The sequence below is a fragment of the Saccharothrix sp. NRRL B-16314 genome (assembly GCF_000716595.1).
Lineage (GTDB): Bacteria > Actinomycetota > Actinomycetes > Mycobacteriales > Pseudonocardiaceae > Actinosynnema.
Genome location: NZ_JNXC01000021.1, coordinates 24,693 through 38,713, shown reverse-complemented (window position 1 = coordinate 38,713; position 14,021 = coordinate 24,693). Strand labels below are relative to the sequence as shown.

Sequence of the window (14,021 nt, the reverse complement as noted above, 5' to 3'; positions counted from 1 at the left end):
GCGCACAGCCCATACGCTTACGCTGAGCGGACTGTGACGCGGTGCACAGACGCCAGCCCTACTGCCCCCGTAATGCGAGGTCACCACAATGCCGGGTACGTCCTCGGACGCCGCCGCCCCCGTCTACATCGACACCACAAAAGCCAGTATCGCCAGGGTTTACGACGCGTTCCTCAACGGCAAGGACAACTACGAGATCGACCGCGAGGTGCTGCGGCGCGTGCAGCAGGTCGCCCCCGAAGCGGCCACCCTCGCGGTGGACAACCGGAGCTTCCTGATCCGGGCCGCCCGGTTCGTCGCGAGCCAGACGGGCATCGACCAGTTCCTGGACTGCGGGTCCGGTCTGCCCACCGCGGAGAACACGCACCAGGTGGTCCAGCGGATCAGCCCGGACGCACGGGTCGTGTACGTCGACAACGACCCGGTGGTGCTGGCCCACGGCCGCGCGCTGCTGGAGGAGAACGACCGCACGCACTTCTCGGCGGCGGACATCTTCAAGCCGCGGGACATCCTGAACGACGAGGTCGTGCGCAGGCACATCGACTTCGACGAGCCGCTGGCGCTGTTCCAGCTGGGCACGCTGCACCACTACAACGGTGACGCGCCGACGTCGGCGGAGATCATGGCCGAGTACATCGACGCGCTGCCGTCCGGTTCGTACGTTGCGCTCTCGCACTTCCTCGACCCGGAGACCGAGGAGCACTCGGCGATCGCGCGGCGGATGGAGGACACGTTCCTGCACTCGCCGATGGGCAGCGGGCGGTTCGCCACGATGGCCGAGCTGCACCAGTTGTTCGACGGTCTGGAGCTGGTCGAGCCGGGCCTGGTGATCTGCGCCGACTGGTGGCCGGACGGGCCGCGGCTCAGGGAGCTGGACGCGGTGAGCCACTGCATCGCCGGCGGCGTGGCCCGCAAGCCGTAGCGGGTTCCGGGCTCGCGCGCCGCGGGGGGCGAGCGGGTTCGGAGTCCGGTGTGGACACTGCGGTGGTGGACGAGGACCCTCGCCCACCACCGGGTTCCGCGCTGCCCTCAGCGCTGGAAGAACTCGACCAGCACCGGTGCCGTCACGTCCGACTTGACGATGTGGGTCTGGCCGGGCAGGACGGTCAGCTCGGCCTGCGGCAGGGCGTCCGCCAGGTGCCGCTGCGCGTTGCGCAGGTAGTCCGGGCTCTTGCCGCCGGCGATCACCAGCGCGGGCACGTCGGCACCGGCCCACCGGTCGGCCGCCGGCGGCGTGCCGCGCTGGAACTCGCCGACCACCGAGAAGTCGTTCGGCAGCGTGTGCGCGACACCCTTCAGCTTCTTCCACATCGGCGTGAACCTGAGCGCCAGGACGAAGAAGCCCGGCGTGCCGACGTAACGCATGAACATCTTCACCGCGTCGCCCGCACGTCCTTCGGCGACCGCTCGTTCCACCCGTGCCGGGAGGTCGGGGTCCATCGGGGGGCGCGTGCCGTCGACGATCATCGGCGACTCGTAGATCGCGATCCGCCCGGACGTCGCGCCCCGGTGCGCCGCCTCGGCGACCAGCGTGCCGCCGGAGGACATGCCGAACAGGTGCGCCGACCCGCCCGCGGCCTCGATCAGCGCGGCGATGTCCTCGACCTCGCGCCCGACCTCGTACGCGGTGCCCGCGCCGCTGTCGCCACGGCCGCGCCGGTCGTACGTGTAGACGGTGAAGTGCGCGGACAACGCCTCGGCCAACGCCTTGGCCGGACCGAACTCGCGGTAGCACAGCGCGCCGTCCACGACGACCAGCGCCGGTCCGGAACCGATGCGCGTGTAGGCGATCGTGGTGCCGTCCTGGGAAACGGCCCGCCCTTCGACAGCCGTGGTGGTCATGACAGGTCTCCCATCCAGGTCGACCAGGTCCGCTCGTCGCGGTGGTCGTCGGTGAACACGTGGTGCATGGAGATCAGGGCGCCGGGAAGTCCTTGGAAGAAGCGGTACATCGCTTTCTCCGTGCGGATGCCGACGGTCTGCGAGTTGGCGAAGTAGACGACGCCGCCGTCCAGGTCGACGCGGTCGCCGGTCTTCGGCGCGGCGTCGAGGCCGAGCTTGCGGCCCAGCGCCGTCCACATCGCGGGCCAGTCCTCAATGGACGGACCGACGACGGTGACGGGCCGGGCGGTGCGGCCGGCGAAGTGGCGGAGGTAGGTGACGAGGGTCTGCCAGAACATCTCGCCGCCCGCCGTCATGGCCTCGAACTCGTCCTGCCAGTCGTCACCGGGCAGGAAGCCGTTGGCGACCATCCGGACGACCGTGCTGCCCCGGTCCCGGCCCTCGATCAGGAACTCGTAGGCGATGAACCGGCCGTCGGGCGCCTTGTCGCCGCCGTACGCGAGGCGCTTGCCCGGTTCCCAGCCGGTGATCCGGTGGGTCGGCTCGTAGCCGCCGAAGCAGACCTGCCGGACGGCGGCGCCGGGGTCGACCTCGTTGGCGCCCATGAACCAGGAGTCGAGGCCGGGGCCGGTGGCGATGGCCTCCCAGACCTGCTCGGGCGTCACGCCGGTCAGCTCGACCTCGTTGACGCCTTCGAACTCGTGCCCCATTTTCACTCCTTCGGGATGCTGGGGTGGACGGCGACGACGACGCGGTGCGCCCGTCCGCCGGGTGCGGATTCGTCGTGGTACTTGGCGACCAGGGTGGTGACGGCGGCGGTCAGCTCCTCGGCGAAGGCCGCGCGGTCGGCCGCCGTGGCGAAGCGGACCTCGCCGTCGAGCGCGAACGTGGCCACCTTCTTGCCCGCCCTGGTCGCGCCGGTGATGAGCTTGCCGACGTCCTGGACCAGACGGGCGGCGACGGCGAGGAGCCACCGGGCCGACAGGCGGTCGGGCGCGCGCTCCGGGTCCGGTTGGACGGCGGCCAGCGCGACGGGCGAAATGACGTAGGACGCGGCGGTGGCCCGCATGACGCGTTCGGTCATGTTGCCCTTCCGGCGCTCCTCGGCCAGCTCGACCAGACCGTGCTGCTCCAGGGTGCGCAGGTGGTAGTTGACCTTCTGCCGGGGCAGGCCCAGCTTCGCCGCCAGCGTGGTCGCCGAGTTCGGCTCGGCCAGTTCGGCCAGCAACCTCGCCCGCACCGGGTCCAGCGAGACCTCGGCGATCGCCGGGTCCTCGATCACTGCCACGTCAAGCATGGGAGAACTGTCGCACCGACAACTCTTCTTGTCAAGACAACTCGATTTGTCGGTGGCGAGGACTAGGGCGGCTCGGGGGGCGGCGGCGCGAGGGGCGGTGCGCGATCGGTGCGCGGTCCGTCAGCGGGGGCGCGGAGAGTGCGGTCCATGGGGAAGACGAAGTGGTACCGGCGCCCTTGGGTGGCGCCGTTCGCGTTCGTGGTGGTGGCGTTCGTGGCCTTCTCGCTGCCGCCGTACCTGACGCTGGACCCGGCCGACTCGCGGGTCCCGCAGCCCGGCGACTACGCGTGGTACTTCCCGGCGCTGGTCGCGCACGTGATCTTCGGGTCGGTCGCCATCCTGACCTGCGTGCTCCAGGTCTGGCCCTGGTTCCGGCAGCGGTACCCGGTGGCGCACCGGCGGATCGGGCGGGTCTACGTGCTCGGCGGCGTGCTGCCGGGCGGGGTGCTCGCGCTGGCCATCGGGTCGGTCTCGCCGTTCGGGCCGCTCAACGCGACCGGCACGGTGCTGATGGGCACGCTGTGGCTGGCGTTCACCGTGGTGGGCTTCCGGATGGCCCGGCAGCGGCGGTTCGTCGACCACCGGCGGTGGATGATCCGGAGCTTCGCGCTCACCGCGTCGATCATGAGCAACCGGATCTGGGGCGCGGTCGCGACGATCACGCTCTCCCCGCAGCTCGACACCACGTTCGGCGGCAGCCAGGTCGCCCTGACGCAGGCGATCGCCGGCTTCGCCGCGTGGTTCGGGTGGGTGCTCCCGCTGCTGGCCGCCGAGTGGTGGCTGGAACGGGGCGACGCCCGCAAGCGCCGCCCCCGCACGACCTCGGCCGAACGTCAGCCGGTCGGCGTCTGACCTCAGCGGAGCGGGATCGGTCGAGGTTCGACCCTGGCCGAACGGCAGCTGCTCCGGGTCTGACCTCGGCCGAACCACAACCGGTCGGGGTCCAACCTCGGCCGATCGGCAGCTGCTCCAGGTCCGACCTCAGCCGAACGGCAGCTGGTCGGGGTGTGCTCCCTGCTCGAAGTCGAGCAGCTGCCGCTTGCGCTCCAACCCGCCGCCGTACCCGGTGAGGCTGCCGCTCGACCCCACCACCCGGTGGCACGGCACGATGATCCCGATCGGGTTGCGACCGTTGGCCAGCCCGACCGCGCGCGCCGCCGAGGGCCGGCCGAGCCGCTGCGCGAGCTCCCCGTACGACACGGTCTCGCCGTGGGGGATCTCGCGCAGCGCCTCCCACACGGTCCGCTGGAACGGCGTACCGACCAGCTCCAGCGGCAGGTCGAACGACGTCCGCGCGCCGTCGAAGTACTCGGCGAGCTGCTTGGTCACGTCCTCGAAGGGCGACGGGTCCTCGGGGCCGAACGTGTCGTCGGCCGGCCGGTGCCGCTGCTCGGTCATGTACAGCCCGCACAGCACGCCGCCGCGCGCGACCAGCGTCAGCGGTCCGACGGGGCTGTCCACCGTGGTGTGGCTCATCTGCGGTTTCCGATCACAGGGGGTTCCTTTCAGGCGGGCAGCCGGTTGACCGCGTGGTCACCGGTGGCCCAGAGGTACTGGACGGCGTACGCCCGCCAGGGGCGCCACCGCTGGGCACGCCGCACCAGGGCGGCGGGGGTGTCGGGCAGGCCGAGGGTGCGGGAGGCGATCCGGATGCCGAGGTCGGTGGGGATGAACGCGTCGGGGTCGCCCAGCGCCCGCATCGCGATCACCTCCACCGTCCACGGCCCGAAACCGGGCAACGCCGTCAGGTCCGCCCGCGCCTTCGCCCAGTCCGCGCCGACCCCCAGGTCGAGCGAACCGCCGTCCAACGCCTCCACCAGCGCGCGGAACGCGATCTTGCGGGACTGCGGCATGGCCAGCAGCGCCGGGTCGAGGGAGGCCAGCGCGGACGGCGTCGGGAACAGGTGGGTGAGGCCGACGTCCTCGACCTCCTCGCCCACCGCCGCCACCAGCCGACCGGCGTGGGTGCGGGCGGCGGCCGTCGACACCTGCTGCCCGAGCACCGCGCGCACCGCGAACTCGGCGGCGTCCACCGTGCCGGGCACGCGCCGTCCCGGTGCCGCGTCCACCACGGGCGCGAGCAGCGGGTCCGACCGCAGTTCGTCGTCCACCGCGACCGGGTCGGCGTCGAGGTCGAGCAGGCGACGGCACCGGGCGATGGCGATCGACAGGTCCCGCAGGTCGCTCAACGCCAGCCGGCACGCCACGTGGTCGGCCTGCGGGCTCAGCGACACCACCGCGTGCCCGTGCGGCAGCCGCAGGGTCCGCCGGTAGGCGCCGTCACGCCACTCCTCCACCCCCGGCACGCCGGTCGCCGCGAGGTGGCCGAAGAGGTTGTCCGGGCGCAGCGGCGCGCGGAACGGCAGCCTCAGCGACAGCACGCCGGGGGTGTCCGGCGCGGGCCGTCGACGGGTGCGCAGGTCGGTCGGCGACAGCCCGAACACCTCGCGCACCGTCTCGTTGAACGCCCGGACGCTGGCGAACCCGGCCGCCGACGCGACCTCGACCATCGGCAAAGACGTGGTCTCGATGAGCAGCCGCGCCGTCTGCGCGCGCTGCGCCCTGGCCAACGCCAACGGTCCGGCGCCCAGTTCGGCGAGCAGCAGCCGTTCGACCTGCCGGACGCTGTACCCGAGCCGGACGGCCAGGCCGGGCACGCCGTCGCGGTCCACCACGCCGTCCGCGATCAGCCGCATGGCCTTCGCCACCGAGTCCGCGCGGTGGTTCCACAGCGGCGATCCGGGTGACGCGTCGGGACGGCACCGCTTGCACGCCCGGAACCCGGCTTGTTGGGCCGCCGCCGCGCTCGGGTAGAACCGCATGTTCTCCACCTTGGGCGGCGCGACCGGACAACTCGGCCGGCAGTAGATCCGGGTGGTCAGGACGGCGGTGAAGAACCACCCGTCGAACCGGGCGTCCTTGGACTTGACGGCCCGGACACAGCGTTCCGCGTCTTCGTGCACGGCACCAGCATCGGTCACCCGACCGACCGGTGGCCGGCGGAAATGCGACAGGGAGGAAAACGCGGCATCGGCAGGCCTGATCCCGACAGTCCCGATCCCAACAGCGCTGTTCCCGACGGTCCCGATCCAGGCAGTCCTGGCCTCGGCTGTGCCGGTCTCGGACGTGCCGTGCCCGCCTTGCCGGCGGCTGACCCGGCAGTGCCCGCCCTGGGAGTGACCGGCCCGAAAACACTGACCCGATAACGCCTGGCGCGATAGTGACGTACCCGACAGTGGCCTACCCGAAAGTCGCGGACCCGGAAGTGGCCGGCCGGATAGTGGCTGCCTCGATAGTCCGTGGCTGCGGCGATAGTGCCGACTCCGGTAATGCCACACCGCGATGTGCGGCACTACCCGAGGGGAAGGGCGACGGGTCTCAGTCGAAGCACCGGGAGTCGAAGACCGGCACGACCGGCGGGCCGGCGATCCGGGCCAGCAGGTCCAGCCTCACCTCGGACCGGTCCCGCTGGTGCGCGTCCAGCACCGTCCGGAGGATCCGGCAGACCCGTGCTTCACCGGGGAAGCCCCGGTCCTCACGGGCCGTGACCGGCGCGCGGCCGGCCCACTCACCGTCAACCCCGGTCGGCATGGCAGGTCGCCGCACCGTTCCACCGACCGGGCCGGTTCGGCGCACAGCGCTGAGAAGACCCCCAGGACTCCTCAGCGGAGAACGCTCTGCCACTCGCGGTAGTTGTCTGCGAAACCACTTTGACCGGTCCCTTCGCACAACTTGACGACGTCACCGGAACGTCCTGGCCAGCTTGGCAGTGCAAGTCGTTAGGGTGGACTGCCCAGAGCTGCACCGGTCGGCAAACGACCTGTTCACGCGTTCACATCCGGTTTTCCGGTCCGGAACACCGGACCTGAGGAGGCACGCCGCGGATGGCTGGTTCCGGTCAGGGGTCGGGTCCCCGCATCGTGTTCGCGGAGCGGTTCGCGTTGCTCTACGCGGAAGCGGGCGACCCGCCGCTGAAAAAGGTGACCGAGTCGGTCGGCCGTGCCCGGCGCACGGACGAGCGCGGCCGGCCCGTCCGGGCGACGGCTCAACGGGTCAGCGACTGGCGCCGCGGGCGCAACGTGCCGGCCCGGTTCTCGGCACTCTCCGTAGTGCTGGAAGTCCTCATCGGCGAGGCCCGCAAGACCCGCCCGCAGCCGCCCGCAGCCGGTTTGTACGACCTGGACGCGTGGCGCGCGCTGTGGGAGGAGGCGCTGGCCAGCCCGGCGTCTGCGGGCGAGGACGAGGACCCGCCGAGTTCCGACGGCATCGGCGTGTGCCCGTACCGGGGACTGGCCGCGTTCCAGCCGGAGGATTCCGGTTGGTTCTTCGGCCGGGAACGCAGCACCGCCGCTTTGGTGTCCCGGTTGGGAAGTGCCGCGGAAACCGGCGGAATCGTGATGCTGGTCGGTGCTTCCGGCGCCGGGAAATCGTCATTGGTGCGCGCGGGCGTCATTCCGTCCATTCGGGACGGCGCGCTGGCGCTGCCCGGTTCCACGAAATGGCCTTCGGTCGTCATCACGCCCGGCGCGGACCCGGTGCGCGAATTGGTCCGGCAGGTGCCGGAATTGGCCGAAATCATGGACATGGCGCTCAGCCTGGACGGGATGGACCAGGACCTGGTGGCGTCCGGGCACGGTCCCGACACGTTCCTCGGGCAGACGCTGATGGGCGTGCTGCGGTTCGCCGCGCAGATCCGGGCGGCGTTCGCGGCACACGCTGAGCGGCACGGCGGCGACCGGGTGGTGGTCGTGGTCGACCAGTTCGAGGAGGCGTTCACGCTGTCCTCGGACGAGAACCGGGTGCAGGTGTTCGTGCAGGCGCTGCACGTGGCCTGCACGCCGGCCGTACCCGGCGGAACGCCGCCCGCGGTGGTGCTGGTGGGCGTGCGCGCCGACTTCTACGGCCGCTGCCTCGCGTTCCCGGAGCTGGCGGACGCGTTGCAGGACCGGCAGATGGTGCTCGGGCCGATGACGTCGGCCGAGCTGCGCGAGGCGGTGTCACGGCCGGCGAAGGCGGCGGGCCTGCAACTGGAACCGGGGCTGATCGAGCTGATGCTGCGCGACCTGGGCGTGCGCAGCGGGCGCGCGCAGGCGAGAGCCGGTCAGGGCGCGTACGACGCGGGCGCGTTGCCGCTGCTCTCACACGCCCTGCTGGCCACCTGGCAACGCCGGCAGGCGGGCAAGCTGACCATCGCGGGCTACCGCTCGGCGGGCGGCATCCAGGGCGCGGTCGCGGCGACCGCCGAACGGGCGTGGGCCGACCTCGCGCCGGACGCCCAGCAGGCCGCGCGGCCGTTGCTGCTGCGCCTGGTGCGCGTCGGCGAGGACACGCAGGACACCCGCCGCCGGTCCACCCGGCACGAGCTCGTCGACCAGGCCTCGAACCAGGCCGCGGGCGAGGCGGCGCTGGAGGTGCTGGCCCGCGCCCGGCTGGTGACGCTCGACGCCGGCTCGGTGGAGATCACCCACGAGGCGCTGCTCCAGGCGTGGCCGCGGCTGCGCAGCTGGATCGACCAGGACCGGGAGGGCCAGCTGCTGCGGCAGCGGCTGGAGGAGGACGCGGCGACGTGGGCGGGCCAGGACCGGGACTCGTCGCTGCTCTACCGGGGCGCCCGGCTGGAGACGGCGCGGCACTGGGCGGACGCGGCCGGTCCGCAAGGCCTCACCGGCACCGCGCAGGACTTCCTCGCCGTGTCGATGCAGTCCCGCCGGCGGGCCGCCTGGGGCAGACGCGCGGCGGTGGCGTGCGTGGTCGTGCTCGCGCTGATCGCCGCCACCGCCGCGGTGCTGGCGGTCCGCCAGCGCGACGACGCGGTGTTCCGGCAGGTCGTGGCCGAGGCGGACCGGCTGAAGGAGGCCGACCCGTCGCTGTCCGCGCAGCTGGCCCTGGTGGCGCACCGGATGCGGCCCGACGACCGCGACGTGCGCACCCGGCTGCTGTCCACCCAGACGTCGCCGCTGGCGATGCCGCTGGCCGGGCACACCGGGCCGGTGTACCTGACGTCGTTCTCACCCGACGGCAAGACCCTGGCCAGCGCCAGCTTCGACCAGACCGTCCGGCTGTGGGACCTGCGCGACCCGGACGACCCGAAGGCGCTCGGCTCGCCGCTGGCCGGTCACACCGGCTGGGTGACGTCCGCGGTGTTCAGCCCGGACGGCCGGACGCTGGCCACCGCGGGCGACGACAAGACGGTGCGCCTGTGGGACGTCGCCGACCCGGCGCGCCCGCGTTCCCTCGGTGAGCCGCTGAACGGCGACAACGGCACGATCTACCTGCTCGCGTTCACGCCGGACTCCCGGACGCTGGTCACCGCCAACGGCGACAGCACGGCCCGCCTGTGGGACGTGTCCGACCCGTCCGCGCCGGAGCGGCTGGGCGAACCGCTCGGCCGGCACACCGGGCAGGTGCGGTCGGTGGCGTTCAACCACGACGGCACGCTGCTCGCGACCGGCGGCGACGACCGGACCGTCGCGGTGTTCGACGTGCGGGACCGGCACGACCCGAAGCCGCTGGGCGAGCCGATCACCGGGTTCGACAACACGGTCCGCTCGCTGGCGTTCAGCCCGGACGGCCGGGTGCTGGCCACCGGCAGCGAGGACCACCACGTGCGGCTGTTCGACCTCGCCGACCCGGCCCTGCCCCGGCCGCTCGGCCGGCCGCTGACCGACCACACCGAGGGCGTGTGGTCGGTGGCGTTCAGCCCGGACGGCCGGGTGCTGGCGACGTCCGGCGCGGACGGCACCACCCGGGTGTGGAACGTCACCGACCCCGCGCACGCCGTGCCGCTCGGCAAGCCGCTGGCCGGGCGCAACGGCATCGTCTACGCGGTGTCGTTCAGCCCCGACGGCGCCACCCTGGCCACCGGCAGCCACGACGCCGTCGTCCGGCTGTGGTCGCTGCCGCGCGGGGTGCTCGTCGGGCACTCGGGCCGCACCATCGGCCCCCGCTTCACGCCCGACGACCACCGGCTGGTGTCGGCCAGCGAGGACCACTCGATCCGGACGTGGGACCTGACCGACCCGAACGCGCCCAGGTCGTCCGCCTCGTTCTCGCACGGCGAGGGCGTCTGGTCGCTCGCGTTGAGCGACGACGGCCGGACGCTGGCCACCGTGAGCGACAAGTCGGTGCGGCTGTGGGACTTCACCGACCCGGACCACCCCCGTCCGCTGGGCGAGCCGATCGCCGTGGGCACCCGGTACAGCTCGCCGGTGGCGTTCCGGCCGGACGGCGAGGTGCTGGTCACCGGGCACGACGACGAGTCCGTCCAGCTGTGGGACATCAGGGACCGCGAGCACCCGGAGCCGCTCGGGCGCCCGCTCGTCGGGCACGGCGAGTACGTGCACTACGCCGGGTTCACGCCCGACGGGAAGACGCTGATCACGGCGGGCGCGGACCAGACCGTGCGGCTGTGGGACGTCGCGGACCCGGCCACCGCCCAGCCGCTCGGGCACCCGCTGACCGGGCACACCGCGGCGGTCCGGGCGGGCGACGTCAGCCCCGACGGCCGCACCCTCGCCACCGCGGGCGACGACCGGACGATCCGGCTGTGGGACCTGACCTCGCCGAGCCGGGTCAAGCCGATCGGCGCGCCGCTCACCGGTCACGTCGAGGGCGCGGTGGCGGTGGCGTTCAGCCCGGACGGGCAGACGCTGGCCAGCGGCGGCGAGGACCGCGCCATCCGGCTGTGGGACGTGCACGACCTGCACCGCGCCGCGCCGCTCGGGCAGGTGCTGACCGGGCACGACGGCGGGCTGCGGGACCTCGTGTTCGGCCCGGACGGCCAGGTCCTGGCGTCCACCAGCTCCGACAGCACGGTGCGGGTGTGGAACCTCGACCTCCAGCACGCGATCGAGCGGATCTGCGCCAGGACCAAGGGTGTGCTGCCGGAGGAGCGGTGGCACGAGCACCTGCCGCAGCTGGACTACGAACCCCCGTGCCCGTGAACCGATGGACAACCACCCGATCGTGACTAGGTTCTACAGATCATGCGTTTACTTGCCAGGGTGGGGAGCCCGCAGGCGGCGATCACGGCACTGACCGGCATCACCGCGCTCTACATGGGTCTCGTGGCGTTCGGGAACATCACCGACTACCCGACCAACCACGCGTTCGTCCAACACGTGTTCGCGATGGACACGACGTTCGGGTCGCCCAACACGACGTGGCGCGCGATCACCAACCCGACGCTCGTGACCATCGCCTACGTGATGATCATCGCGTGGGAAGCGGTCACCGCGCTGGTGTTGGTGGCCGGGCTGGTCGCCTGGCTGCGCGGCCGGGAGGAGACCGCGCGGCGGCTGTCGTCCACCGGCTGGGTGATGCAGGTGCTGCTGTTCGGGGGCGGGTTCATCGCGATCGGCGGCGAGTGGTTCGTGATGTGGCAGTCGAAGGACTGGAACGGGCTGTCCGCCGCGTTCCAGAACTTCGTGGTCGCCGCGCTGGGGCTCGTCCTGCTGCACGCGAGCAGGTCACGCGAAGTGGTGCCGGACTAGCCGACGATCTGGCGGAGCTGGTCCAGCAGCTCCGCCCGGCTGCCGCAGCCCAGCCGCTGCCGGATCCGGGCCATGTGGTGCTCGACCGTCTTCGCCGAGATGAACAGCCGGTCGCCGACCTGCTTGTACGTGAGCCCGCCGACGACCAGCTCGGCCACCTCGCGCTCGCGGTCGCTGAGCTTCCCGGCGTCGGTCTCCGCCACCGGCTCGGGCTGCTTGCGCGCCACGCCCGTCGTCCGTCCCTGGAGCAGCCGCGCGCAGTCCAGCAACCGCACCATCGCCTGCCGGTCCGACGTCCGTATCGCGGCTTGACCGGCCAGGCGGGCGGCGTCCCACCACTGGCCGACGGCGTGCAGCCCGCGGGCGGCGTCCTCCACCTGGTCGGCGTCCACCTTGCCCGCCAGCACGTCCAGCCAGCTCTCCGCCGCGACCGACACGATCCCGGCGTACCGGCTCCGGTCCCGGCACGCGGCCAGCGAGGCCGCGTGCTCCTCGGCGACCGACGTCTCCTCGGCGATGATCGCTGCGTGCAGCGCGCTCCAGTGCAGCGGCACGGCCCACAGGCTCGGATCGCCCAGGTCGCGCAGCAGGTCCCGCGCCACGAGCAGGTGCGGCGCCAACCGGTGCTGGTCGCGCAGCCGTGCGGCGGCGGTGGCGAACTCGCCCAGCGGCAGGAACGTGAACAGGTCGACGGGGTGCCGCAGCACCGCCTCGCACGCCTGCTCCCACGTGCGCTTCAACGTGGCCAGGTCGCTGTTGCGCCGGGCGATGCCGATCTCCAGCGCCACCGCGAACAGCCAGTCGCGCGGCTCCAGCGGCCTCCCTGCCTTCCGCAGCGCCACCAACGTCTCCCGCGCCTGCGCGAGGTTGCCCCGCTGCATCGCGATCCAGCCCCGCAGCAGCCGGTGCCGCACGGCCATCAGCGCGCCGCCCGACGACGTCGCCACCGCCCGGTCCAGCACGGACTCGGCGACACCCGGCTCACCGCTGTGCAACGCCACCAGCGCGGCCAGCGCGGCGGGCGTGTCCGGCAGCAGCACGGCCTTGCCCGCGGGCTCCAGCAACCCGGCCGCGCGGACCAAAGTGGACAGTGAGGTGGTGGCGGACGACGTGACCGACTCCACCACCCCTTGCGCCATCAGGGCAGCACCGCCGTCGAGCATGGTCGGCGGCGCGACCGGCAACGGCGCCTCGGGCAGCCGCCCGGTGCCGACCTGACCGATCACCGCGAACGCCGCCGACGTGGAGCTCGGCGACCACCTGTGCAGCTCGGTGCCGCGCGCCAGCTGCCCCCGGTGCGCCAACGCGATCGCGGCCACCTCGGCGGCCGTGCCGCGATGCGCCGTGTCACCGCTGGAGATGACCTGGTCCGCCAGCCTCATCGCCGCGTCGAGGTCGCCCGCCATCGCCGCCGCCGTCGCCCGCCGCACGGCCACTTCGGCGCTCGGCGTGCCGATGGCCGCCAGCAGCCGTTCCGCCAGCGCCGGGTCGGTGGCCAGCGCCTCGTCGGCCGCCGCCCGGAACGCCGCCGCCAGCTCCGGCCCGGCGACGCCCGCCTGACCGCCGGCTCCGACGCCCGTCCCGCCCAGGCCGACCAACGGCCGCACCAGTTCCAGCACCGGACCACCGGACCGCAGTTGCAGCTCGGCCAGCCGCTGCCGCACCGCGATCCGCCGGTCCGTCCGGCTCAACGCGGCCACCGCCGTGCGCGCGATCGGCGGCAGCGTCCCGTCCGCCGACACCAGCCCGGTGGCCCGGCCCGCCTCGATCACGTCGCCGACCGCGTCCGCGTCACCGCCGAGCAGCCCGCCGAGCAGGTCGAGCCGCAGCGCCGCACCGGCTTCGGCGGCCAGCAGGTACTTCTGCACGTCGGGGTCCAGCCAGTCCAGGTCGACCCGGAACGACGCCACCACCTCCGCCGGCACCTCCGCGGCGGTCAGCCCCGCCAGCCGCCGCACGAACCGCGGCACGCCGCCGGTCTGCTGGTGCACGAAGTCCACCAGCCCCCGAGCGGACGCGGGCAGCACCGCCCGCACCTGCTCGCGGGTCAGCGGTTCGAGCATCAGCGACGGCCGCGACCGGCCGAGCGACTCGGCCAGCGCCGCCAGCGCCCGCGACCGCGGCCAGGGCCGGTAGGCGACCACCACGCTCTCGTCGCCGCGTTCGACCCGTGCGCGCAGGGCCAGCAGCTCGGCGTCCGGCAGCAGGTGGGCGTCGTCCACGACGGTGGCGGGCGTGCCGGCGTCCTCGAACGCCCGCTCGACCTCCCGCAGCACGGTCGTCTTCCCGTACCCGCCGGGCGCGACGATCCCGAGTCGCACGGCGGACCCGGCCGCGACGACCTCCAGGACCTGCGAGACCTGTCGGGACAACACGGGGCGCGCGGTCAT

11 protein-coding genes are annotated in these 14,021 nt (G+C 73.0%); 4 read left to right on the top strand and 7 right to left on the bottom strand.

Annotated elements, in window-relative coordinates; all coding sequences use genetic code 11:
• The first annotated feature begins 88 nt into the window (after positions 1–88).
• Complete coding sequence (locus OQ02_RS25655) at positions 89–922, top strand: SAM-dependent methyltransferase (RefSeq protein ID WP_033441142.1); 834 nt, start codon at positions 89–91, stop codon at positions 920–922.
• A gap of 107 nt (positions 923–1,029) precedes the next feature.
• Here OQ02_RS25655 and OQ02_RS25650 read toward each other — a convergent pair whose 3' ends face one another.
• The 3 genes from OQ02_RS25650 to OQ02_RS25640 are packed head-to-tail and all read right to left on the bottom strand — an operon-like array spanning position 1,030 to position 3,139.
• Positions 1,030–1,842, bottom strand: coding sequence for an alpha/beta fold hydrolase (locus OQ02_RS25650; RefSeq protein ID WP_033441141.1), 813 nt, complete (start codon positions 1,840–1,842; stop codon positions 1,030–1,032).
• Complete coding sequence (locus tag OQ02_RS25645) at positions 1,839–2,552, bottom strand: SRPBCC family protein (protein WP_033441140.1); 714 nt, start codon at positions 2,550–2,552, stop codon at positions 1,839–1,841. Before OQ02_RS25645 ends, OQ02_RS25650 begins: the two co-directional genes overlap by 4 nt.
• A 2-nt stretch (positions 2,553–2,554) precedes the next feature.
• Positions 2,555–3,139, bottom strand: coding sequence for an ArsR/SmtB family transcription factor (locus OQ02_RS25640; protein WP_197043489.1), 585 nt, complete (start codon positions 3,137–3,139; stop codon positions 2,555–2,557).
• A gap of 147 nt (positions 3,140–3,286) precedes the next feature.
• Here OQ02_RS25640 and OQ02_RS25635 point away from each other — a divergent pair, with 147 nt between their 5' ends.
• Positions 3,287–3,991 (top strand): DUF2306 domain-containing protein, encoded by a 705-nt coding sequence (locus OQ02_RS25635; RefSeq protein ID WP_051772806.1) that lies wholly within the window; start codon positions 3,287–3,289, stop codon positions 3,989–3,991.
• A 129-nt stretch (positions 3,992–4,120) separates the two neighbouring features.
• Here OQ02_RS25635 and OQ02_RS25630 read toward each other — a convergent pair whose 3' ends face one another.
• The 3 genes from OQ02_RS25630 to OQ02_RS25620 form a co-directional block, all read right to left on the bottom strand.
• Entirely contained in the window at positions 4,121–4,615 is a 495-nt protein-coding gene (locus OQ02_RS25630) for a methylated-DNA--[protein]-cysteine S-methyltransferase (protein WP_033441139.1), read from the bottom strand.
• Positions 4,616–4,644: 29 nt separating this feature from the next.
• On the bottom strand, positions 4,645–6,102 hold the full coding sequence (locus OQ02_RS25625) for a DNA-3-methyladenine glycosylase 2 (protein WP_033441138.1): 1,458 nt from the start codon (positions 6,100–6,102) through the stop codon (positions 4,645–4,647).
• 415 nt (positions 6,103–6,517) lie between these two features.
• Positions 6,518–6,730: a hypothetical protein gene (locus OQ02_RS25620; protein WP_033441137.1), complete on the bottom strand. Its 213-nt coding sequence runs from the start codon at positions 6,728–6,730 to the stop codon at positions 6,518–6,520.
• A gap of 293 nt (positions 6,731–7,023) precedes the next feature.
• On the opposite strand from OQ02_RS25620, the gene OQ02_RS25615 reads away from it, so the two are divergent.
• Both OQ02_RS25615 and OQ02_RS25610 read left to right on the top strand, forming a co-directional pair.
• Positions 7,024–11,082: a WD40 repeat domain-containing protein gene (locus OQ02_RS25615; RefSeq protein ID WP_033441136.1), complete on the top strand. Its 4,059-nt coding sequence runs from the start codon at positions 7,024–7,026 to the stop codon at positions 11,080–11,082.
• Positions 11,083–11,142: 60 nt separating this feature from the next.
• A complete protein-coding gene (locus tag OQ02_RS25610; protein WP_231500224.1) occupies positions 11,143–11,631 on the top strand; it encodes a DUF2165 domain-containing protein in 489 nt (162 codons plus the stop codon).
• On the opposite strand, the gene OQ02_RS25605 is transcribed toward OQ02_RS25610, so the two are convergent.
• Positions 11,628–14,021: a helix-turn-helix transcriptional regulator gene (locus OQ02_RS25605; RefSeq protein ID WP_051772805.1), complete on the bottom strand. Its 2,394-nt coding sequence runs from the start codon at positions 14,019–14,021 to the stop codon at positions 11,628–11,630. The two genes, OQ02_RS25610 and OQ02_RS25605, sit on opposite strands and share 4 nt — an antisense overlap.